20 protein-coding genes are annotated in these 22,545 nt (G+C 66.6%); 11 read left to right on the forward strand and 9 right to left on the reverse strand.

Annotation, left to right across the window (positions count from 1 at the left end; translation table 11 throughout):
* Positions 1-24: 24 nt before the first annotated feature.
* From FK256_RS02700 to FK256_RS02710, 3 genes are all read right to left on the reverse strand, one after another.
* On the reverse strand, positions 25-726 hold the full coding sequence (locus FK256_RS02700; RefSeq protein ID WP_141423588.1) for a VTT domain-containing protein: 702 nt from the start codon (positions 724-726) through the stop codon (positions 25-27).
* A gap of 114 nt (positions 727-840) precedes the next feature.
* Positions 841-1,410, reverse strand: coding sequence for a GtrA family protein (locus FK256_RS02705; RefSeq protein ID WP_141423589.1), 570 nt, complete (start codon positions 1,408-1,410; stop codon positions 841-843).
* 49 nt (positions 1,411-1,459) lie between these two features.
* Positions 1,460-2,716: a hypothetical protein gene (locus FK256_RS02710; RefSeq protein ID WP_141423590.1), complete on the reverse strand. Its 1,257-nt coding sequence runs from the start codon at positions 2,714-2,716 to the stop codon at positions 1,460-1,462.
* A gap of 67 nt (positions 2,717-2,783) precedes the next feature.
* On the opposite strand from FK256_RS02710, the gene FK256_RS02715 reads away from it, so the two are divergent.
* Both FK256_RS02715 and purE read left to right on the forward strand, forming a co-directional pair.
* Positions 2,784-4,079 carry a 5-(carboxyamino)imidazole ribonucleotide synthase gene (locus tag FK256_RS02715; RefSeq protein ID WP_141423591.1) on the forward strand — a complete coding sequence of 432 codons (1,296 nt, stop codon included), beginning with the start codon at positions 2,784-2,786 and terminating at the stop codon, positions 4,077-4,079.
* A gap of 73 nt (positions 4,080-4,152) precedes the next feature.
* On the forward strand, positions 4,153-4,695 hold the full coding sequence (gene purE, locus FK256_RS02720; protein WP_141423592.1) for a 5-(carboxyamino)imidazole ribonucleotide mutase: 543 nt from the start codon (positions 4,153-4,155) through the stop codon (positions 4,693-4,695).
* A gap of 43 nt (positions 4,696-4,738) precedes the next feature.
* Here the strand turns inward: purE and FK256_RS02725 are convergent, their stop codons facing one another.
* Positions 4,739-5,743 (reverse strand): Abi family protein, encoded by a 1,005-nt coding sequence (locus tag FK256_RS02725; RefSeq protein WP_141423593.1) that lies wholly within the window; start codon positions 5,741-5,743, stop codon positions 4,739-4,741.
* Between the two features lie 197 nt (positions 5,744-5,940).
* Here FK256_RS02725 and galE point away from each other — a divergent pair, with 197 nt between their 5' ends.
* Positions 5,941-6,930, forward strand: a complete 990-nt coding sequence (gene galE, locus FK256_RS02730) for a UDP-glucose 4-epimerase GalE (protein WP_141423594.1) — start codon at positions 5,941-5,943, stop codon at positions 6,928-6,930.
* Positions 6,931-7,011: 81 nt separating this feature from the next.
* Here the strand turns inward: galE and FK256_RS02735 are convergent, their stop codons facing one another.
* Together FK256_RS02735 and FK256_RS02740 are read right to left on the reverse strand one after the other, a co-directional pair.
* Positions 7,012-8,145, reverse strand: a complete 1,134-nt coding sequence (locus FK256_RS02735) for an LCP family protein (RefSeq protein ID WP_244936107.1) — start codon at positions 8,143-8,145, stop codon at positions 7,012-7,014.
* A 408-nt stretch (positions 8,146-8,553) separates the two neighbouring features.
* A complete protein-coding gene (locus FK256_RS02740; RefSeq protein ID WP_141423595.1) occupies positions 8,554-9,819 on the reverse strand; it encodes an LCP family protein in 1,266 nt (421 codons plus the stop codon).
* Between the two features lie 256 nt (positions 9,820-10,075).
* On the opposite strand from FK256_RS02740, the gene FK256_RS02745 reads away from it, so the two are divergent.
* Positions 10,076-10,981, forward strand: a complete 906-nt coding sequence (locus FK256_RS02745) for a glycosyltransferase family 2 protein (RefSeq protein WP_244936113.1) — start codon at positions 10,076-10,078, stop codon at positions 10,979-10,981.
* A 12-nt stretch (positions 10,982-10,993) separates the two neighbouring features.
* On the opposite strand, the gene FK256_RS02750 is transcribed toward FK256_RS02745, so the two are convergent.
* Both FK256_RS02750 and FK256_RS02755 read right to left on the reverse strand, forming a co-directional pair.
* A complete protein-coding gene (locus tag FK256_RS02750; RefSeq protein ID WP_141423596.1) occupies positions 10,994-11,419 on the reverse strand; it encodes a DUF2304 domain-containing protein in 426 nt (141 codons plus the stop codon).
* A 37-nt stretch (positions 11,420-11,456) separates the two neighbouring features.
* Entirely contained in the window at positions 11,457-12,173 is a 717-nt protein-coding gene (locus FK256_RS02755) for a glycosyltransferase family 2 protein (RefSeq protein WP_141423597.1), read from the reverse strand.
* Positions 12,174-12,426: 253 nt separating this feature from the next.
* Between FK256_RS02755 and FK256_RS02760 the strand changes: the two genes are divergently transcribed.
* The 6 genes from FK256_RS02760 (at position 12,427) to FK256_RS02785 (ending at position 19,897) form a co-directional block, all read left to right on the forward strand.
* On the forward strand, positions 12,427-13,050 hold the full coding sequence (locus tag FK256_RS02760) for an acyltransferase (protein ID WP_141423598.1): 624 nt from the start codon (positions 12,427-12,429) through the stop codon (positions 13,048-13,050).
* Entirely contained in the window at positions 13,050-14,183 is a 1,134-nt protein-coding gene (locus FK256_RS02765) for a DegT/DnrJ/EryC1/StrS family aminotransferase (protein ID WP_141423599.1), read from the forward strand. The genes FK256_RS02760 and FK256_RS02765 overlap by 1 nt, the downstream gene beginning before the upstream one ends.
* Before the next feature lies 1 nt (position 14,184).
* Entirely contained in the window at positions 14,185-15,255 is a 1,071-nt protein-coding gene (locus FK256_RS02770) for a Gfo/Idh/MocA family protein (RefSeq protein WP_141423600.1), read from the forward strand.
* Between the two features lie 59 nt (positions 15,256-15,314).
* Positions 15,315-16,667: a lipopolysaccharide biosynthesis protein gene (locus FK256_RS02775; RefSeq protein WP_049939756.1), complete on the forward strand. Its 1,353-nt coding sequence runs from the start codon at positions 15,315-15,317 to the stop codon at positions 16,665-16,667.
* A gap of 79 nt (positions 16,668-16,746) precedes the next feature.
* Positions 16,747-18,075, forward strand: a complete 1,329-nt coding sequence (locus tag FK256_RS02780; RefSeq protein WP_141423601.1) for a glycosyltransferase — start codon at positions 16,747-16,749, stop codon at positions 18,073-18,075.
* Between the two features lie 358 nt (positions 18,076-18,433).
* A complete protein-coding gene (locus tag FK256_RS02785; RefSeq protein WP_141423602.1) occupies positions 18,434-19,897 on the forward strand; it encodes a hypothetical protein in 1,464 nt (487 codons plus the stop codon).
* Positions 19,898-20,176: 279 nt separating this feature from the next.
* On the opposite strand, the gene wecB is transcribed toward FK256_RS02785, so the two are convergent.
* The gene (gene wecB, locus FK256_RS02790; protein ID WP_141423603.1) at positions 20,177-21,259 is read right to left on the reverse strand and encodes a non-hydrolyzing UDP-N-acetylglucosamine 2-epimerase; all 1,083 of its coding nucleotides are present in this window, start codon (positions 21,257-21,259) and stop codon (positions 20,177-20,179) included.
* A 119-nt stretch (positions 21,260-21,378) separates the two neighbouring features.
* Between wecB and FK256_RS02795 the strand changes: the two genes are divergently transcribed.
* Entirely contained in the window at positions 21,379-22,512 is a 1,134-nt protein-coding gene (locus tag FK256_RS02795) for a glycosyltransferase family 4 protein (protein ID WP_141423604.1), read from the forward strand.
* Positions 22,513-22,545: the final 33 nt, after the last annotated feature.

Here is a 22,545-nt window from a genome sequence, read left to right on the forward strand (position 1 = left end):
GGGGATGGGAGGAGGCGGGGTGCGTCAGGACTTCTGACGACGGGACCTGATGAACTTTGAGATGGCGGAAGCGAGCATCGGCGCGACCGAGATGAAGACGATCACCAGGATCATGGCGTCGATGTTCTCCTGGATCCACTGGAAGGAACCCAGGAAGTAGCCCAGCCAGGTGATGCCGAAGGCCCAGAAGGCGGCGCCCAGGACGTTGAAGGTGATGAAGTGGCGGTAGTGCATCTTGCCCACGCCGGCGATGACGGGCGTGAAGGTGCGCACGATCGGCACGAACTGGGCGAGGGTGACGGCCTTGCCGCCGTGGCGCTCGAAAAAGGCCGAGGTTCGGTCCACATACTCCTGCTTAAACAAGCGCGAGTCGGGCTTGTTGAAGATCGCGGGTCCCACCTTGCGGCCAATGAGGTAGCCGGTCTGGTTGCCGGCGATGGCGGCCAGAAACACGAGGGGCGCCGCCACCCAGATGTGGACGCCGACGGCTCCGGTGCCCACGAACATCCCCAGGGTGAAGAGCAGGGAGTCGCCGGGCAGGAAGAAGCCGATGAGCAGACCGGTTTCGGCGAAGATGACGAGCATGACGCCGACGATGGCCCAGGGGCCGAACCATTTGACGATCGTTGTGATGAGGTTCGCGGCGTCGAGCCATTCGGGGCCGAGCATCGGGACGTGGGCGGCGGGCAGGTTCAGTGCCGGGGCCAAGACGGTCAGGGCAGTCACCGTGCAAGGCTAAGCGGCGTTCCGGCAACCTGCCGTGAGAGTGGTCCCCTCCGGGCTGTGGAATCGGGCACTCCGCTGCCGATGCGCCTCGGCGCGCCCACTCGCCCCCGTGCTTCAGGGACGGGCTGCGGCCGGGAGTTGGGATTCGATGTCGTCACCGGCAGGGTCGTCACCGCCGGTGCCGGTACTGCCGCCAGGACGACCGATGCCGTCGGCGTCGTCGTCGCGGTCCTTATGACCGGTGAAAACGATGTAGTGGTAGAAGACGAACCGGAAGGCGGTCCCCAGTCCGAAACCGACGACGTAGGCTGCGATATTGTCCGCCAAAGGTGAGGTAAGTCCCAGCACATGGTGGGTGAAGAGCAGGCAGAACTGGGAGATGACGATTCCGCCCAGGTTGGCCAGGCCGAACAGGGTGGCCTCACGGGCGACGTTCTTCCGGGTGCGGCCCCGGTAGGTCCAGTAGCGGTTTGCCAGCCAGGAGAAGACGGTCGCGGTCGAGGAGGCCAGGAGCTGAGCGGAGTTCGGATGCCCGGCGAGGAAGCCTGTGGGTCCGTGCTGGAACAGGTTGAACAGGCTGGCATCGATCACGTAGGCCGCAGCGCCCACCATGCCGAACTGCATGAACTCCTTGATGAGGGCGATGAGCCGCTGCGTCAAGGAAATGCTGGGGGAGCGCGTCATGATCGGCATCCTATGTCGGTCTCAGTTACGTCACGCAAGCTGAAACCGGTCACGGAACCCAGTGAACGCTGACGCTGCCGAAGTCCCACACCCAGGAGACCCACACCAGCTGGCCGACGACGCAGACCGCCAGCAGCGCCAGTCGGCGTCGGGTGGTTCCGGCCGCGGCGGCCAGCGCCCAGCCCGCCGGGGCCAGGGGCAGTAGCAGGCGCAGCACCGACGTCGTCGGATCGAAGAAGGCCAGCAAGTAAAGGAGGTAGCCCAGGCACCAGAACCAGACGGCGGGCCCCAGGGCATGGAGGCCGGGGGCGCTCAACAGCAGAGCCACGGCCACCAGGACGACGACGAGCAGGATCGGCCCCAGGTGGGGGCCCACCCAGTCGCCCATTCGGGTCAGCCATGGTGTGAAGAGGATCAGGTTATTGCCGCGCCAGGAGGTCTCGGTGGCCGTGTAGGCGTCCTGGCGGCCCGTGGTCATCCAGGCGATAGCCGGCCAGGCCAGGGCAGCCGCGCAGGTGATCAGTGCCAGGGTCAGGAGGCGCCAGCGCCCGCTCGGGTTCTGGGGCGCGTGCCCCGGCAGGAGTTTGGGGAACCGGGCCGGTGGGAGCCAGCCCCTGGCGCAGGCCACCTCCCATGCCCACCACAGCCCCAGTGCCGCCCCCAGTGGGACGCCGACGGGCCGGGCGAAGCAGGCGGCCACCGCGAAGGGGATCGCCGCGAGCGCCTGCCCACGGCTCGCCTGCCACAGCGTCAGCCCCACCAGCCCCAATCCCAGGGACTCGGCGTAGGGGACCTGGAGGACAGCGGCGCACGGCGAGGACCACACTAGGGCCACTGCCCACAAGGAGGTCTGTCGCCCCGTCACCGGTGAGAGCCAGTGGTCCATCGCGACCGCCGCGCCCGCCGAGGCCAGGATCGATACGATCGCGGCGCGCGTGTAGAAGGACCATCCGGTCCAAGCCAGTAGGGAGGCCAGGCCGCTCAGCAGTGGCATGAAGGCCCAGGTGTTTTGCGTGACCCGTCCGTCGGCACTGACGGGCAGCCGGGCGGGGTATCCCTCCTCGATGATTCGGTTGTACCAGCCGGCGTCCCAGAAGCGCATGTGTTCCTCCCAGGACGGTGCGGCCCCGCCCCAGGGGGTGGCCGGTGTGTCTTGGGCGCCCAGGCGCAGGATGAGGAAGGTCAGGATGCTCGCCGCCGCCCAAACGGATAGGACCTGGAGGGGGCGGGGCAGGCGGGACAATGGGCCGTGCGAGGTTTGCGGTACCTGCTGGATGGTGGAGGAGTCTGCGGCGGGTGGCGTCACGGCCCCACCCTACGGTCTGGCGGTCCGCCTGCGGTGTGGTCTCGCCGTGGGCGGGTAGCCTTGGGGTGTGAGCGCACCCATTGTTGCCGTGATCGGGGGCGGGCAGTTGGCCCGCATGATGCAGGAGGAGGCTAGCGCCCTGGGCATTCACCTGAGGGCACTGATAGAGGCCGCTGATGGTTCCACCGGCCAGGTGACTCCGGATGCGCCTGTCGGTGCGGCCGACGACGAGGCGGCCGTGCGCGCCGTTGTCGCCGGGGACGGTACTCAGGGGCTCGGAGGGGAGCCGGCCGCGGTCCTCACCTTCGAGCACGAGCATCAGGACTCGGCTCTCCTGGAGCGTCTCCAGTCCGAGGGCATCAGCGTCCAGCCCACTCCGCAGGCCTTGATGTTGGCCCGCGACAAGCTGGCCATGCGCCGGGCCATGGGCGAGGCCGGGCTTCCGCAGCCCGCTTGGGCCGAGGTCGGCGGACCTCAGCAGGAGACCGCCGAGCAGATGACCGAGGCCGTGGAGACCTTCGCCGGTGAGCACGGTTGGCCCGTGGTACTCAAGACGCCACGCGGCGGCTACGACGGCCATGGCGTCCTGCTGGTACGCAGCGCCGAGTCCCTGCGCGAGGGGGAGGCGGCCGAGTGGATCGCCTCGGTGGCCCTCGCCCGCGCCGGTCAGAGCGACGGCCAGGGGGCTGGTGGGGGAGGCAGCCTCGGCGGGGTCGCGGTGACCAGTCTTGTGGTGGAGCAGGCGATCCCCTTCACCCGCGAACTGGCGGTTCTGCTGGCTCGCAGCCCCAGCGGGAAGGTGGCCGTGTGGCCGGTGGCCCAGACGGTTCAGGAGAACGGTATGTGCGCCGAGGTGCTGGCGCCGGCACCTGGTCTCGACTCGGCCGCCGTTGAGGAGGCCGAGCTCATCGGTCGGGCGGTGGCGGAGAGCGCCGAGGTCACCGGGGTGCTCGCCGTCGAGCTCTTCGCTGTCGAGACCTTCGGGGAACCCACGCGCCTGTACGTCAACGAGCTGGCGATGAGGCCCCACAACTCCGGTCACTGGACCCAGGACGGGGCCGTCACCAGCCAGTTCGCCCAGCATCTTCGCGCGGTTCTCGACCTGCCGCTGGGAGCCACCGATGCAACGGCGCCCACTACCATCATGGTCAACCTCATCGGCGGCCAGCACGAGCCGGGGGCCGACGCCCTGGCCCGGGCCATGGCCCTCCAGCCCGACGCCCGAATCCACCTCTACGGCAAGCAGTGGCGCCCGGGGCGCAAGCTCGGGCACGTCAATATGACAGTCGGGCCGGATCAGGATGTCGCCGAGGTCGTCGAGCAGGCGCGCGGCGTTGTCGCCATTCTGCGCGGGGACGCCTGAGCTGGGAACACCGCGCCACGGCTCGCAGCACACGGCGCACAGAGAACAGTGCACAGAGACAGGGAGTCAGCATATGAGTGAAGTCAGCGGAACGAAGGCGAGCAGGGGGCGGCCGGTGGTCGGCATCGTCATGGGCTCGGACTCGGACTGGCCGGTTATGGGGGCGGCCGCCGAGGTCCTCGACGAATTCGGTGTGGCCTACGAGGCCGACGTCGTCTCCGCCCACCGCATGCCTACCGAGATGATCGACTACGGCCGTGCCGCCGCCGGGCGGGGACTGAAAGTCATCATCGCCGGTGCCGGGGGAGCGGCCCACCTGCCCGGGATGCTGGCGGCCGTCACCGAGCTGCCGGTCATCGGGGTGCCTGTGCCGCTGAAGTACCTCGACGGCATGGACTCCCTGTTGTCCATCGTCCAGATGCCGGCCGGGGTCCCAGTGGCCACTGTCTCCATCGGCGGGGCCCGCAACGCCGGGCTGCTGGCGGTGCGCATCCTTGCGTCCGGTCAGGGGCAGGAGGCCGACCGCCTGGGCGCCGCCATGCGGGCCTTCCAGAGGGACCTGGGCGAGGTCGCCCACGCTAAGGGCGCCGCCCTGCGCGAGCGGCTGCAGGATTGATGATCAACCGACCGTGCGAAGTGTGCGAAGGTCGTTGACCATGTCACGAGCCGGCCTCGAAAGCTTCTTGCCAGAACCCGTCGGAGTCCCAGTTGGCTTTCATTCCCAGGGCATTCAGTGGGATGCGCTGGTACTTCCCTAAAAGACTGTGCAGTCTCAGAGCCCACGTTGAGTGCGGGCTGATGGTGAACAAGATCGACTGAAGAGAGACGAGAACAGGGTAGAGCCTCTTTCGTTCCAAGGCTCTTGGGTTGCTGGTATCGAAGACACTGCGTTCGTTGAGCCAGCGGACTGTTCTGCTTTTTGGGATTACTGGATATACGCCAAGGAATCTGTTCCAGAGGCGTCCGTGATGGGCACAGATGTTGCGCACCCTCACGTAGGTCTTGAGCCAAGATTGCAGTACCTGGTCAGGGAGATTGAGCTCTCGCGCAATTGTTTTGCGATACTTGGGGGCCAAGCTGGCGTAAAGATGTTGAAGCTCGCCAGCGGTGAGTAGTTCGATGACTAGCCAGGATGGTGGTGTCGCTGGAGAAGAGTAGGTGTCAAGGTAGTGTGCGAGCGCATCGGGATAGTGGAGGCGATCCACCTGTTCACCGCGATCTGAGGGAATGCGCTGCCGTTCGCGTTCTGTGAGGTCTTCGATGCGTTTAATTGTTGTGGAGTATCCTCTGCAATTCTGGTAATTCGAGGTGTTTCGGTACCAGAAGGCTTCGCCTTCGCCGTGTGTTGACATTGTGTTGGACAGTGCGGCGCGCACAGCGACCTCGACGCGCTCAAGGGCGTCGATTGTCAGGAGGCGCAGTTGTCGATCAAATACATAGACGTTGAGAATGTCATCGAAGGTGGTTCCTGGACTGAAGGAGTGGGTGGTTCGATCGGTCTGGAAGGGGATTGTGTAGGGGGAGAGCCGATAGTATCCGATATGTCGGAGGTATCTGGCGGTGCGGTTCCGGTCCGTGATGGTGAGGCCACGTTCAATGTAGCGCTCAATGAGATCGTTCTCGTTGAGTGCCGGTTTATCGTAATGTTGGGCCGGAGGGATCATCCTTTAATTGTAGGGTGTTGGTATGTAAAAACCCCCCGATTTGGGCGTACTCTGGTGAGCAAGAGGCCTGGGGGGTGTTGTGGTGCCAGTGTACATGGGCATACGGGGATGCGGGAGCCTGGACGAGGAACCCACTGACACGTTGATCTCACGTTCGTTTCTGTTCGTTTCTGGGCGAGTGTGTGTAGACTGAGGGTATGAGCATTCTCGTTGCTGGAGGCGCCGGCTACATCGGCGCGCATGTGGTCCGACTTCTCCTTGAGCGCGGGGAGGAGGTCGTCGTCGTCGATGACCTGTCTTACGGGACGCCGGAGCGAGTCAAGGGTGCCGCCCTCGTCGAGCTCGACGTCGCCAGCGGCCAGGCCCCGGAGACTCTCGCCGAGGTCATGGACTCGCGCGGCGTCACCGCCATCATCCACTTCGCGGCGCGCAAGCAGGTGGGCGAGTCGGTCGAGCGCCCCGCCTGGTACTACCAGCAGAACGTGGGCGGCCTGGCGAACATGCTGCTGGCCATGGAGAAAGCCGGCGTCAACCAGATGATCTTCTCCTCCTCGGCGGCCGTCTATGGCATGCCCCCGGTGGAGGTCGTGCCCGAGGACATCGACTGCCGCCCCATCAACCCCTACGGCGAGACCAAGCTCATCGGCGAGTGGATGATGGCCGACGCAGAGAAGGCCTGGGGGCTGCGCTGGGCTGGTCTGCGCTACTTCAACGTTGCCGGTGCCGGCTGGGATGACCTGGGAGACATGGCCACCCTCAACCTCATCCCCATGGTCCTCGACCGCCTCTCCAAGGGCGAGACCCCCAAGATCTTCGGTACCGACTACCCGACCCCCGACGGCACCTGCGTGCGCGACTACATCCACGTCAAAGACCTGGCGGTGGCCCACATCGCCGCCTTGGACTATCTGGCCGGCGGCCAGGACATGGCCGAGCACGTCTTCAACGTCGGCACCGGCCAGGGCGCATCGGTGCGCGAGGTCGTCTCTAAGGTCATCGCCTCCACGGGCTTGGACCTGGAACCGGAGGAGCTCGCTCGCCGCGCCGGAGACCCGCCCCAGCTCATCGGCAACGCCACCCGCATCGGTGAGGTTCTGGGCTGGAAGGCCGAGCACGACCTGGATGACATCGTCGCCTCCTCCTACACCTCCTGGCAGGCGGACCCCAACCGGCCCCACTTCGGCTGAGCGGTCCCGAAACCACTGTGTGCGGGCCGGTTCCCCCGGGAAAGGGAACCGGCCCGCACATCTTTGCATTCGATGTATTCGTCAGGACTGGTTGAAGTCGGCCGCCGTCAGCTTTCCGTCGCGCAGCTTGGAGAAGAAGTCGGGAGCGGTCGTGTCCTGCAGCAGCACCGTCTCGCCGATGTCGGCGTCGTCGGGGCTGTAAGCCGTGTCCTCGATGGGCGGGGCGCCGGTTAGACCGCCACCGGAGGCCGAGCGGAAGGCCAGTACCATTTTCGCGATGCTCATGGTACCGGCGTTCTTATCCACAGTGAGGGCGTTCGTGCCGGCGTCGACCAGCGCGTTCTGGCGGGAGAAGGAGATGGCTGTCGTCGGCGAGGCCGCCTTGGACACCACCGCGGAAATCACGGCGCGCTGGCGCAGGCCACGGCCGACGTCGCCGGTCGGGTCCGACTTGCGCATCCGGGAGTAGGCCAGCGCCTTCGTCCCATCCACCGTCTGACACTGGCCCTGGGAGGTGTCCCAGACCAGTCCCGAGTCCTCGTCGGCGACGTTGTAGTCCAGGCAGACATCGACCCCGCCGACGGCGTCGACCATCTGCGACACACCGGTCATGCCGACCTCCACGTAGTGGTCCACCGTCAGACCGGAGAGCTTCTCGACGGTCTGGACCAGCAGCTTGGGGCCGCCGAAGGAGTAGGCCGCGTTGATCTTGTTCTCCCCGTACTCGGGGATGTCCACGAAGGTATCGCGCGGCAGGGAGGTCAGGCTCGTCTGCCCGTTGGCTGCCTGGTGCAGCAGCATGACGGAGTCGGCGCGGGCTCCTTCGGTGTCGTCCTGGATGACGCCGCCTCGCGCGTCCGACCCGACGATGAGCCAGGTCTCGCCCGGCGTGTCCGTCGCCCCGGAGAGGGCATCGATGCGGTGGAGCTGGGAGGAGACGTCATTCCACAGCCAGGCGACCCGGGCGGCGATGAGCGCCAGGACGACGACGATGACGATGATCGTCCAGCGCAGGATCCGGCGCCAGCGCGGCCGGGGGCGTTTCGCCTTACGGGGTGGCTCGGGCTCGGACATTGGCCTGCCCGGAACCGGCTCCTCCTGGGACTGAAGGTCCTGAACGCCTACAGGATAGGCACCGCGTTGAGTGGGCATCGCCCGGGTGCGCTCGGGCTCGGCCGTGGCGCTCCGCCCGTCGGCCCCCGGTTCCAGGGGCACCGCGCTCGACCCGGCCCGAGCGTGACTGCCGTTTCGGGGCGCACCCGCCTGGCGCGGCTGAACGGAGGGAGGCTGCTGAGAGGCCGCCTGAGCCGACTGGGACGCGGACCTCTGGTCAGACCGTGATGAGGCGTCCGCGGTGCTGTCCCGGTGCTCCAGAATCGAGTGGCGCTGCGGCTGGCGAGCTGGGGCCGATGACGGCCCGGACGTCGGTGGAGACGGGCGGCGCGGGGAGCCGCCGGCGGGGTCGGTGCCTGCCTCGCTAGAGGGTGCCTCTCTGTGTTCGCGGCTGCGCTGGTTGACTGCGTCGATGGGACGCTGCCGACGTAGAGGCCTTCCCCGACCGGATCCGGGGGTGATCGAGGGCGGGAGCGAGTCGTCTGTCGGAGTCACGCCTACGATCCTGCCTCAGGCGGGGCACGCCTGGGCGCTTGGTTTCGCGGTGGGCTGCTGAGAGGAGGTGCCCGTCTGCGGGGCCTGTGTCTGCGGGGCCTGCGTCGTAGCCGCGTCGGCCTCCGAGGACTCGGTGGGCCCTTCCTCCGAGGCGGCCTGGTCGCCCGCGGTGGCGCCCGCATCCGTCGCCGCCGGTGCCGCGGCCTCTGCCGGAATGGGCTTATCCTCCTTGATCGCCTTCCAGACCTTCTTGGCGTTCTCGCTGGGAACGACGCGGTTCTCGTCGGCTGCCTGCTCGTTCGGCATGGTGATGAAGTTGATCTTGTCCATGCCCACGCCCTGGACGGAGTAGGCCAGGCCCGACAAGTTGCCGATCTGGCCGATGTGCTCCGAGGTAGTGAGGGTCTCCAGGGTGCTGGTCAGGAAGCCGGACTGGGTGAGCAGGTTGCTGGACAGAGCCTTGGACGCCATGGCGTTCATGAGCTTCTGCTGACGGGAGATACGGGAGATGTCCGAGCCGTCGCCGACGCCGTGACGGACACGGGCGTACTGCAGGGCGGTCTGTCCGTCGAGCTTCTGGCAGCCCTCGTCGAGCTTCATGCCGGTGTAGTCGGGATCATCGATCGCCTCGTCAACCTGTACGTGCACTCCTCCCAAGGAGTCGACCACCTTGGACAGTCCGTTGAAGTCGACGACGACGAAGTCGTCGATGCGGATGTCCGTCATCTTCTCCACGGTCTTAAGGGTGCAGGCGGCTCCGGATGCGACAGCCTTCTTGTCATTACCGGTGCTGGCTCCGTTGGCGAAGGCGGAGTTGAACTGGCCGTCCTCCTCAGCGCCGGCGGTCTCGCCGTCAAGGTTCTTGCACTCAGGGATGTCCACCAGCGTGTCGCGGGGAATGGAGACGGCGTCGACGCGCTTGCGGTCGGCTGATATGTGCATGACCAGCGCCGTGTCGGAGCGTGCCACGGAGACCTCGTCACTGCCTTCGGAACCGTCCACGTTGTTGTCCCCGGAGCGAGAGTCGGTGCCCAGCACCAGAAGATTGACGGCGCGGCCGTCATAGCTGTCCGGCGGCTTGGTGCCGGGTCGCTCCTCCTCGGTGAGGAGCCCTTCGATCTTGAAAGAGGTGATCCGCGACTGGATGTTGTGCCATGCGAAGCCCGCGCCGGAGACGACGAAGAGCAACACCGCCAGGACGCTGAGCCCTAGCCGGCGGGCCAGGCGGCGTCCGAGTTCTTTGGAGGAGTGCCGCGCGCGCGGCTTACTGAGCTGAGGCACGGAAGCGATGATAGGGAATCATTGGGGAGATCCATATGGGTCTCCCTACACCTGGTGCATGAGATTCGCCTGAGAGGAGTGAGGCCTCTCACGTGGGTCACGGCGCTAGGCTCTCTCCGTGACCAATGTTGTGGAACCCACGCCCATCAGCGCTTCGAGCGCGTCCCTCGGCTCTCCGAATACGATAGGGGAGCCCTCCGCTCCTCAGTCGGACGCCCGGGTCGAGGGGAGGGAGGCTGGCTGCGCGGTTGGTGAAATCAGCCAATCGGACGGCCGGGCGGAACCGGGATCCGCCGGCGTCCCGGCTCCCGACGCGCAGAGCGTGCGAGTCGTCACAGTGGCCTTCAACCCGGGTGAGGAGCTCGATCGTTTTCTGGCCTCCCTGGCCGCGGCCACGGCGCGCAGGCTCACCGTCGTCATCGCGGACAACGGGACCGAACACGACGTCGTCACCGCCGCCGCCCAGCGCCACGGGGCCCGCGTCGTCGGCGACGGAACCAACCTCGGCTACGGGGCCGGCGCCAACCTGGCGGCCGCCGATCTTCAGGAGGACTGGGTCGTGGTGGCCAACCCCGACCTCGTCTGGGAACCGGGCAGCCTCGACGTCCTCATCGACGCGGGTCTGGCGAATCCCACGGCCGGCTGCCTGGGGCCGCTCCTGCTCAACATCGACGGCACCGTCTACCCCTCCGGGCGCGCCCTGCCTTCCCTGGTCAAGGGCGCAGGCCACGCCGTCCTGGGCAAGGTCTGGCCGACCAATCCCTTCTCCGCGGCCTACCACACCGCCGAGCAGGGCTGCCCCGGCGGCATCCGGACGGTGGGCTGGCTCTCGGGGGCCTGCCTGCTGCTGCCGGCGGCCGCCTGGAGACGCCTGGGGGGATTCGACGACGGCTACTTCATGTTCTTCGAGGACGTGGACCTGGGGGAGCGGGTCGGACGGGCCGGATGGCTCAACGTGCAGGTCCGTGACTCCGTCGTCATCCACGAGCAGGGGGCCAGCTGGAAGGCCCGCCCCGAGAAGATGATCCGCGCCCACCACGCCTCTGCCCGCCACTACCTGTCCGGGGTCTACGACGCCCCGTGGCAGGCGCCTGTGCGCTGGGCGCTCTGCGGCGGGCTGCGCCTGCGCGAGGAGCTCGAGGTTCTCGCCTCCCGGCACTGATCGAGCGGGGACTTACTTCCGGCGGGGCGCCGCGTGCTCGGGGGAGAGCTTGGCCTCGTCGGGCGGTTCGGGGGCGTTGTCGAGAGCGATGCGCCGGGCCAGGTGCGTGATCTGACGCTCGCGTGCCCCGTTGCGGCGGAAGGAGGACAGAATCTGCGCTAGGAAGGCGATGACCATGGCGTACAGCAGCAGGTCCGTGCCTCGCCCGACTCCGACTCGGTGCGCAATCGCGGTCATCACCGAGGGGAAGGCGATCGTGAAGATGGCGAAGGCCACGAAAGCCAGGGTCGCCAGCCGGCGGCCGGCCTGGTGGCGGGCGCCGCCGGGAGTGCGCAGCATCATCCAGCCCACGGCCGTCACCGCCAGGATGAGGGCGGCCTGAATGAAGAACTGACGGTTCGTGGTCGGGGCGATCTGGGTGACGATCTGATGAATCATGGACTGTGCCTTCCGTACTGTGGCCAGGCGAGAGCGCTCAGGAGAAGAGCAGGTCGACCAGGATGTTGACCGAGTTCCACAGGGACTGGCCCTTGGAGCGGGAGTAGTCCGTGTAGACGATGTGCACCGGGAACTCGCGCCAGGGCAGTCCGGAGGCGCCGATCTGGCGGATGATCTCGCTGGCGTGCGCCATGCGGTTCTGTTTGAGATCCAGGCGCGCCAGGACGTCGCGGCGGATGACTCGCAGGCCGTTGTGGGCATCGGTCAGCCGCATACCGGAGGTGCGCGAGCTGACCGCTGCCGCGGTGCGCAGGACGAGCCTCTTGAGCCAGCCCACCGGCGAGGGGCCTTCCAGGAAACGCGACCCGAGGACGACGGCGAGTCCTTCTTCGCGAGCCGCCGCGACCATGGCGGCGGCGTCGGTCGCGGAGTGCTGCCCATCGGCGTCGAAGGTGACGATGTAGTCGGCGTTCGTCTTCTCCAGGACGTAGGCGAAGCCCGTCTGCAGCGCCGCGCCCTGGCCGAGGTTGACCGGGTGACGTACGACGACGGCCCCCGCGGCGGCGGCCTCGCGAGCGGAGTCGTCCTTGGAGCCGTCGTCGACGGCGACCACGTAGGGGAAGATCTCGCGGGCCTGGGAGATGACCTCGCGCACGACGGTCGCCTCGTTGTACAGGGGGATGACGAGCCAGGTGTCGGTGACCCGGGGCACCGGGGCGGGGCCGTCGGCCCGTGTCGCGTTGGGGGTAGTCACCGCTGCATTCTCGCACGCCAGTTCCGGATGCTGTCCGTCTTGCGGGGACCGGAGCCCCGCTCGCCGGTGGGGCAGGTCTCGTTTGAGCCACCTCCGGGCGTCGTCTGAGGCGGGTGCGTCCCCTAGGATGGGCCCGGTCGTGCAGTGTCCGCCGTCGCCTCGGCGACCGGAGTGGCACGGCCCCGGCAACCAGCAGGTTGACCGGTCTCACTCGATCGTCAGGGCGGCCCACGCCGTCCGTACAGGAGTCGCCGTGGCTACCCGAATCGCCCCGTCCGCCGACGTCTCCCAGGATGCCGCGCTCGGAGAGGGCACCAGCATCTGGCACCTCGCCCAGGTCCGTGAGCACGCAGTCCTTGGACGGGACTGCATCGTGGGGCGCGGCGCCTACATCGGCGAGGGCGTGGTCATGGGGGACAACTGCAAGGTGCAGAACTACGCCCTCGTCTACGAGCCGGCCCGCCTGGCCGACGGCGTCTTCATCGGCCCGGCCGTCACGCTGACCAACGACCACTTCCCCCGGGCCGTCAATCCCGACGGGACCCTCAAGTCCGCATCCGACTGGGAGCCGGTGGGGGTCACCATCGACGAGGGCGCCTCGATCGGGGCCCGCGCCGTGTGCGTGGCCCCGGTACGCGTGGGGGCCTGGGCCACAGTGGCTGCCGGCGCCGTCGTCACTAAGGACGTGCCCGCCCACGCCCTGGTCGCCGGAGTTCCCGCCCGCCGCATCGGCTGGGTGGGGCGGGCCGGCGAGCCGATGGTCCCGGCCGAGGCCGGCCCCGATGGCGCCCCGCGCTGGCGCTGCCCCGTCTCCGGGACCCTGTACCAAGAAGCAGGCTCTGAGTCCGATACCACCATCCGAGAGGTCACCCACTGATGTCACGCGAGTTCATCCCAGCAGCCAAGCCGATCATCGGGCAGGAGGAGCGCGACGCCGTCGATGCCGTCCTGGCCTCCGGCATGGTGGTCCAGGGCCCCCAGGTCAAGGCCTTCGAGGAGGAGTTCTCCGCCCAGGTCGTCGACGGCGTCGAGTGCGTGGCCGTCAACTCCGGTACCTCGGCCCAGCACGTGGCCACCTTGGCCAGCCGGCTGGCAGAGCGCGCCGGGGGCGCCCCGGAGGTCATCGTCCCCTCCTTCACCTTCGCCGCCACCGGCAACTCGGTGGCCATCAGCGGCGCCGTGCCGGTTTTCGCCGACATCGACCCGGTCACCTTCACCCTGGATCCGGCCAGTGTCGAGGCATCCATCACCGAGCGCACGGCGGCCATCGAGGTGGTCCACCTCTACGGTCTGCCCGCCAACATGCCCGAGATCCTGGCCATCGCCGGGCGACACGGCCTGGCCGTCTTCGAGGACTGCGCTCAGGCGCACGGCGCCGCCATCGACGGCAAGCCCGTGGGCACCTTCGGCGCGTGGGGCTCCTTCTCCTTCTACCCCACCAAGAACATGACCAGCCTCGAGGGCGGCATGATCACCACGGCCGATGCCGAGCTGGCCCGCCGCAGCCGCCTCATCCGCAACCAGGGCATGGAGCAGCAGTACGCCAACGAGCTCGTGGGCCTCAACAACCGCATGACGGACGTGGCCGCCGCCGTCGGTCGCGTCCAGCTGACCAAGCTGGCCGGCTGGACCGCTGCGCGCCAGGCCAACGCCGCGCGCCTCAACGCCGAGCTGGCGGGCGTGGGCGGCGTCGTCACCCCCCATGTCCCCGAGGGCTACACGCACGTCTACCACCAGTACACGATCCGTCTAGAGGGGGCCACGGCCGCCGAGCGCGACGCCGTCCAGACCGCCCTGAAAGAGGAGTGGCAGGTGGGCAGCGGCGTCTACTACCCGATCCCCAACCACCGCCTGGCCTCCCTGGCCCACTACGCCGAGGGCCTGGAACTGCCCGGAACCGAGCAGGCCGCCCGCGAGTGCCTGTCCCTGCCGGTCCACCCCTCCCTGGACGAGGCCGACCTGGAGCGCATCGGCCAGGCCGTGGTCGCCACCGTCAAGGCGGGTGCCTGACATGTGCGAGAACGTCGCCCTCGACGGCCTGGCCACGACGACCGGCCTTCCCGAAGCCCACCACCTGCCCGACAAGGGCACGGCCGACAACCCCCTGCGCGTGGGGCTCATCGGTCTGGGCTCCATGGGGCGCCACCACGCCCGGGTCATCCGCGCCACCGAGGGCATGCAGCTCGTGGCCGTGGCAGACCCCGGCGGCGACCGCTTTGGCGTGGCGGGTGAACTACCGGTCCTTCCCGACGTCCACGCCCTCATCGATGCCGGACTCGATGCCGCCATGGTGGCCGTGCCCACCGTTTACCACGAGGACGTCGCCCTGGCCCTGGCCGAGGCCGGTGTCCACACCATGGTGGAGAAGCCCATCGCCCACGCCGCCGCCGCCGGCCGCCGCGTGGCCGCCGCCTTCGCCGAGCGCGGGCTTGTGGGCGCCGTGGGCTATGTGGAGCGCTGCAACCCCGCCCTGCGGGCGCTTCGCGAGCGCCTCGATGCCGGTGAGCTTGGCGAGGTCTACCAGGTCCTCACCCGCCGCCAGGGGCCCTTCCCTGCCCGCATCAGCGACGTCGGTGTCGTCAAGGACCTGGCCACCCACGACATCGACCTGACCGCCTGGGTGGCCGGCGCCCGCTACACCTCCGTGGCCGCGCAGGTCACGCACCGCTCCGGCCGCCAGACCGAGGACATGATGGTGGCCACCGGCCTGTTGGAGGGCGGCATCGTTGTCAGCCACCAGGTCAACTGGCTCACCCCCTTCAAGGAGCGCATCACGATCGTCACCGGGGAGAAGGGCGCCTTCGTGGCCGATACTCTCACCGGCGATCTCACCTTCCACGCCAACGGCACCGTGGCCTCCACCTGGGACCAGGTCGCCGTCTTCCGGGGGGTCAGCGAGGGCGACGTCATCCGCTACGCGATCCCCAAGCGCGAGCCGTTGGCCCTGGAGCAGGAGGGCTTCCGCGACGCCGTGCGCGGCGTGTCCCAGCGCCACGTCACCATGGCCGAGGGCGTGGCCACGCTCGACGTCGTCGAGGCGGTCCTGACCTCGGCGAGCGAGAACCGGACGGTCGAGCTCTGAACCGCTTGGCCGCACCGGCGGGGCCCGTGGCGGGGCTGCTCGCCCGGGTCCGCTCGGTCATGGACTCCTCGCCGTTCCTGCGCCACGTCCTGACGCTGGTGACGGGCACGGCGGTGGCCCAGGGCGTCACCTTCCTCATGAAGATCGTCCTGGCCCGGGTCTACACTCCTCATGACATGGGGCTGTTGGGCACCTATATCTCGGTGGCCTCGATCCTGGTGGCGGTTGCTGCGCTGCGCTACGACATGGCGATCATGCTGCCCAAGCGGGAGACCGAGGCGCTGAGCGTGGCCCGCCTGGGCATGGTGTGCCTGACCGTGGTCTCGCTGCTAGCCACGGCGGCCTCCTTCCCGCTCAACGGCGTCATCGCCCGGCAGTGGGGGCACGAGGTGGCCCTGTGGATGCCCCTGGTGGGGCTGACCACCTTCCTCATGTCCGGCGTGGAGCTGTTCAAGTACTGGTTCAACCGCAACAGCGACTACCGCACGATCGCGGTCAACCAGGCCGAGCAGCAGATCGGTCTGACCGGGGGCCAGTTCATCCTCGGCGTGGCGGGCCTGGGAGGGATGCCCGGGCTGGTGCTCGGGCACACGGCGGGCCAGCTCTTTGCCTTCGCCAACCTGGGACGCCAGGCCAGAGTTCTGTGGCGCCGACTCCCCGAGGACGCGCCCTCCCTGCGCTGGGCGGCCCGCCGCTACCGGCGCATGCCGCTGCTCAACGGACCTAACGCCCTGGGCGATGCGCTGCGGACCAACGGCATCGCCCTGCTCATCTCGGGCTACTCGGTCGCCTCCCTGGGACAGTTCCAGATGGCGTGGGGGGTGCTCGATGCCCCGCTCATTCTCATCAACGGCGCTGTGGCCAGGGTGTTCTTCCAGAAGCTCTCCACGATCGAGCCCGGGCAGATGCGCCCGCTGGTCCGGGTCACCATCAGACGTGCGGTGCTCATCGGGATCCTCCCCTTCGCGCTCATCTACGCACTTTCGCCGTGGTTCTTCCCGCTGCTGTTCGGAGCGCAGTGGGCCGAGTCCGGGAGCTTCGCCCGCGCGCTGACCCCCTGGCTGTTCATGATGCTCATCACCTCGCCGATTTCGAATCTCTTCATCGTCACCGAGCACCAGGACTGGATGCTGGGGTTCAACGTCTTCTACACGGCGCTGCCCCTGGCCTGGCTGTACTGGTCCCCGCTGGACCTGCTGGCCACCTGCTACGTCCTGGGCGCAATGATGGCTGGACTGCTGGTGGCCAACACCGCTCTGGCGGACCACGCCGCCAAGCAGTTCGACGCCGGCGAGCGCGTGGGCGGCTTCCAGGAGTCCAAGAGCCGGGAGGAGCGCAAGAGTCGCCAGGACGGGCAGGAGGATGCCGCGTCGTCGGCCGCCTCCGGAGGCGCGGAAGGCGACGTGAGCTGAAGACGCGTCGGGCACACTGGTATCGGGCGGCAGCGCCCGATCGTGACCGGAACCGCCGAACCGGAAGGAAACGCGAGAGATGACGTCCACCACGCCCCGCAGATCCGGGACGGAGTCGACTGGTGCGTCCACCGGTCGAAGCGGCCGACAGGGCCCGCGCAGTCTGCTGCTACTCACCGATTTCTACCCCTACGAGGTGGGGGAGGAATTCCTCGAGCAGGAGATCGAGACGCTGTGCGCCGCCTACGACGAGGTCGTCGTCGTCCCGGTTCGCCTGAGCGAGGGGGCCCGTCAGACCCGCGCGCTGCCGGCCAACGCCCGCTGTGCCCTGCTGCCGGCCTCCCGGCTGCCCGACTGGCGCTTCCACGCGATTCTGCGCGCCCCGCAGATCCTGCTGGGACGGGAGCGGATGGTGGAGACGCCACCGTGGAAGAGCTTCGGGCGCTTCGGGATGGATGTGCGCTTCGCGGCGATCGCCCTGAGCGCCTACAGCCGGATGCGCCGGCTCCTGCCGGGCCTCGGCCTGGAGCGGGCCAGTCACCTGACCATCTACTCCTACTGGTTCTTCACCGGGGCGGCTCTGGGCGGGATGCTGCGGCGCCGTGAGCTGAGGGGGAGGCCGGTCAAGGTCGTCTCCCGGGCGCACGCCTACGACGTCGACGAGGCCGACGCACCGCGCGGCTACGTCCCCTCGCGCCGCTTCGTCATGCGGGCTGTGGACCGGGTCTACCCGATCTCGCAGTACGCGGCCGGCTTCCTGCGTCGCCGCTTCCCCAAGGCCGACACCATCGAGGTGCGCCGCCTGGGCGTGCCGGCCGCACCGCGCCACGAGCGGCATCGGACTGAGCCCTTCCAGCTCGTCTCCTGCTCGCACATGGCGCCCTACAAACGGGTCCACCTCATCGTGGATGCCGTCGCCGAGCTGGAGAAGCGCGGCCGGAAGGTCACCTGGACCCATATCGGCGAGTTCGACGACGAGCGCCTGGCCGCCATGCGGGCCCGGGCCGAGGAGAGGATCGACTCGGCCCCGGTCACCTTTACCGGGCACCTGACCAACACCGAGGTCCGTGAGCTCTATGCGACGACGGACTTCTCCTGCTTCCTCAACTGCTCCGACGGCGAGGGCGTGCCGGTGGCTGTCATGGAGGCCCAGGCGGCGGGGCTGCCGGTGGTGGCCACGGCCGCCGGGGGGACCGGCGAAATCGTCCACGACCGCGAGAATGGCCGACTCATCCCGGTGGAGACCACCGCCGAGCAGATCGCTGACGCCATCGAGTCCGTCATGGACCTCGGCGACGCGGAGTACAAGGCCATGAGCCGGGACGCGCACGCCACCTGGGCCGAGATGTCCGACGCCCAGCGCCAGTACCGCGAATTCGTCGACGGCCTCATCGCCCTCGAGGGCTGAATTCAGAGTGCCTCGAGGGCTATTCATGAGGTCCGTCGTCGGATCTCCCGTTCTCCTGCGGTGTGTCAGCGGCTCGGTGTCCATGCTGCGGACATGAAGGTCACAGGGACGTTGGAAGCCGAGCGAGAATCGCGGAATTTCAAGGATGCTCGTCGATCGCGTCGGCTGCGGGCTCAGCTATGTCCGCTGTGTGGACACCGAGTCGCTCGTGCGTCACAGGAGGATGGTGGAACCGACCGCGAATCCTGTGAATAAATCTCCTTCAATAGTTGAATCGACGAGAGAGTTCTGCTGAGAGCTCTCAGGGTATTTCTATTTCAAGGTTGATTGGACTTTGTGCTGGTGATACAAATAACGCATGGTGAAAAAAGATGTGTTGTCTGGTAAGCAGAGCGCTCCGTTTCGTTCATTCAAGTCTTCCCGTAAGCCAGGGGTCTTTAGAAGTATGTTGGCCACTTTCCTGGCTACGGTGTGGTGGTGCGTTGTGGCTGTTTTCGCGCATCTGATGTTGAGGCCGAAGTTATGGGCTAGCCTTGAGTCTGATTTTAATTCGAATCCGTTAAAAATATTCAAGGTGTATAGAGATTTATTTAAGTGTATCGGAGAGAGTGGCTATGGTTTTGTCTTCTCGACCCTGCTTTCTCTCTTAGCGGCAGTGGCTTTGTTGATTGTTTCGCTGCGAAATATGTTCTGGCCGATGCGGGAGCTTCCTGGTGGTGTGCAGATGCATCGTGCTTGGCTGCAGGAAGTATTGGATAATTCTGCTTGTGAAGATGTTGCGATGTTTCTGATGCTACAGCTTTGCGGTATGTACGGGGTTATTGTGGTGTGCTGGGGTTTCGTGGTTGCGGCAAAAAATTGGAAGGGGGTGTCGATGATGTATTTTTTTATACTACTTGTGTTGTATTTGTTTGTCTCTGTGTGGCCTGCATTGTTTTTAAAGAGTGATGCTGGGAAGATAAGTGGCTATGCGCGGACCCTAATTCGGGTGGCTAATCTTGCGGAGTGGAGGTGTAGGAATGGCAGTGAGGGTGTTCTTAGTGGAGAATATCATTTCCTCTATGGGGCATCGAGCATATTTCTGTCGAAACAGATTAAGGGATTGAGGTGTTTTGTTGGTAGATATGGTGGAGTTGTTGTGGCGGTGATGGTTTTATTTGCAGCATTAATTCAAAGGTGCCTAGCTTCCGAAGTTAAATATAAAGCCGTGCTGGTCGTTGTTGGGGTGTATGCATGTTTGCTGTTGGTGGCATTGGGTGTTGAATTTGCAGTGCTGGTAGCTGTTAACGTGAAGGCAAGTTTCGTTTCTGTGGGAAGGATAAATTTTGATGCAGTCATTATGTGCATGCAAGGGTTTGCTGCTTCGATAATGGCTTGGATTGCTTTTTTTGTAGTGGTTTCTCGTTCTACTATTTTGGTCACGATAGGTCTTCTGTTGTTATTCTGGTGGATTATAAGAATATATTTATCGTTAACAATAAAACCGCGCGAAAATAAAATTTCGAAAATTCGTGGATGTCTTGAGAATGTGTCTGGTTTGCGTGATGCGATGAGTGCTGAAGTTGACCAGAGGTTACTTCTAAGTAAAGAGTCGACTTTCTCATATAGAAATGATGCTGCTCAGGTTTCCGATGGGCTCGCAGTTGTCGCTGATTTAGTGATTCCTCAGGGATATGTTGTGGAGGGATCCATCAGAGGAAATGTTTTTCTGAGATTCTATTTATTTTCAAATATCGGATTAATGCTGCCTGTGATTTCGTTTCAGAAATTTCTGGACGGTATTGTCGCACGGCAAGTGTGTCTTGTGAACAAGCAGCCTTAGTGGTTGGTTGGATAGGCGAGAAGCAAATTTTGTGACAACGTGATTGTCTGCATGATCTGGTGTTGTGTTTCAGACTCTACGATGTTTGGTGAAAAGCTTGGGAACGCAACTTTTTTATGTTGGTGACTGATGTCGATCAGCAGTAACCAATGATGAAAGTACGTCCCCACAACAAATCGCAGTTCTCGAGGCATGCAGAATACGCAAAAACTCAAACTCGGCCGCTCGGCTCCGGTGCGCTCTGAGAGAGTTCCCGCTGTGCGCCGTCGGTCCCGGGCGTCAGCCGGGCAGGTGGGCGGTGAGTTCTGCAACGACGCGCTCGGCGGCGTGACCGTCGCCGTAGGGGTGCGCATCGGCCTCCCGGGGCTCGGTCGGCCGCGGCCGCGAGGCCGCCTCCACCAGCGCCTCACCGGGCTCGACCAGCCGGTTCCACCCCAGCTCCACCGTCTCCACCCACTCGGTCTGAGGACGCACTGTGGTGCACGGCACCCGCAGGAGGAACGCCTCCTTCTGCAAACCACCGGAGTCGGTGATGACCCCGCGGGCATGAAGCGCCGAGGCGATGAGGTCGGGATAGGCCAACGGCGGGTGGACCAGCAACGACCCCCGGCTCTCCAGGGCCAGGCCGTGCTCGGCGCACTTGGCCACCAGGCGCGGGTGGGCCAGGATGACGACGGGATGGTCCACCCGGGCCAGGGAGTCCAGGACGGCCTCCAGGCGTCCGGCGTCGTCGGTGTTCTCAGCCCGGTGGATCGTGGCCAGGGAGTAGGAGCCTTCAGCCAGCGAGAGCTCCTCCATGACCGGGCTGGGGGAGCCCGAGACCCGGTCGCGCACCTGGAGGAGCACATCGGTCATGACATCACCGACGACGACGGTGCTGCCCGCCAGCCCCTCGGCGGCCAGGTGCTCTGCCCCCACCGCGGTGGGCGTCAGGAGCAGGTCGGCCGCATGGTCTGTCAGGACCCGGTTAATCTCCTCGGGCATGGCCCGGTTGAAGGAGCGCAGCCCCGCCTCCAGATGGGCCACCGGGATGTGCAGCTTGACGGCTGCTAGGGCTGCGGCCAGCGTCGAGTTCGTATCCCCGTAGACCAGGACCCAGTCCGCTGACAGGGGCGGCAGGGCCTCATCGAGTGCAGCGAGCATCGCCCCGGTCTGGGCGCCGTGCCCGCCCGAGCCCACGCCCAGGTGCACGTCGGGCGCCGGGATACCCAGGTCGGTGAAGAAGACGTCGGAGAGCATCGGGTCGTAGTGCTGCCCGGTGTGGATGATGACGTGCTCCACCCCGGCCGCAGCCATGGCGTGGGCAACCGGGGCGAGCTTGACGAACTGGGGCCGGGCCCCGACGACGGAGACAACGCGCATGAGCCGATCCTACGGGCCCGAGCGGCCATGCGCGGCCGCGCGCCACCAGAGTGCAGGAGCGGAGGACTCATGCCACACGGCCGCACTCCCCGCGTCGAGACAGGCCCTAGCATGGGGACATGCGCGTCACCGTCGTCACCACCTGGCTCCCCACCGATCGGGCACCCAGCTCGGGCTCCTTCGTCCTGCGCGACAGCGCCGCGATCCGCGACGCCGGACAGGACGTGCGCATCATCCACCTGGTTCCGCCCCACCAGGACGACGGCGCCCGCCACCGCACCCTGGAAGGCATGAGGGTCCTGTCCATCCCCATGAAACCCTCCAACCCGCTGTCCGTCGCCCGGGCCGCCGACCGGCTCCGTCCCGCGCTCGAGGGCGCCGACGTCCTGCACTCCATGGCGATGAGCTCCCTCCTGCCGCTGACCGCCCTGGACCACGCCCGGGCCCTGACCCTGCCCTGGGTCCACACCGAGCACTGGTCCGGCCTGACCAACCCCGACACACTCGGCCCAGCCCTGCGCGCCGCTATCCCCGTCGTCGGCCACGGCCTGGCCCGCCCCGACCTGGTGACCGCCGTCTGCGAATACCTGGCCACCCCGATCCGTACCCTGAGGCGCGGCCTGCCCACCGCGGTCGTCCCCTGCATCGTCGAACCCCAGGACGCGGTGAGCGAGCCACCCGGCGGCGAGGACACCGGCAGCATCAACATGGTCACCGTCGGCGGACTCGTGGAGCGCAAAGACCCCATGGCCTGCCTCGACGTCCTGGCCGAGCTGACCGCTCGGGGAGTCCCGGCCACGATGACCTTCGTGGGGGAGGGGCCGCTGCGCGCCGATATCGAGGAGCGCCTGGCCACCGACCCCGCCCTGGGCGAGCGCACCCGCCTGACCGGCAACCTCGACGCCGCGGGCGTGCGCACCGAGCTCGCCCGCGCCGACCTCTTCATCGGCCCCACCCGCGGAGACAACTTCTTCGTCTCAGCGGCCGAGGCCATCACGAGCGGGCGGCCCGTTGTCGTCTCCGACGCCGGGGGCCAAACCGAGTACGTCACCGACGCCAACGGCACGATTCTGCCCCTGGGAGCCGGCAGCCGGCAGTGGGCCGACGCCGTCGTCGAGACCGTGGAGCGTCTCGCCCCCCGCGGTGCGGCCTCCATCGCCGCCACCATTGGGGACAGCTTCTCCTCGGCTCAGGTGGGCGCCGCCTACCGCCGCCTCCACGAGGAAGTCGCCGGCGACCTCCGCGCACACTGACGTCTTCTTCATGGAGGACACGTAGCCGCGTCC

The sequence above is a fragment of the Actinomyces johnsonii genome (assembly GCF_006546835.1).
GTDB classification, from domain to species: Bacteria; Actinomycetota; Actinomycetes; order Actinomycetales; family Actinomycetaceae; genus Actinomyces; species Actinomyces johnsonii.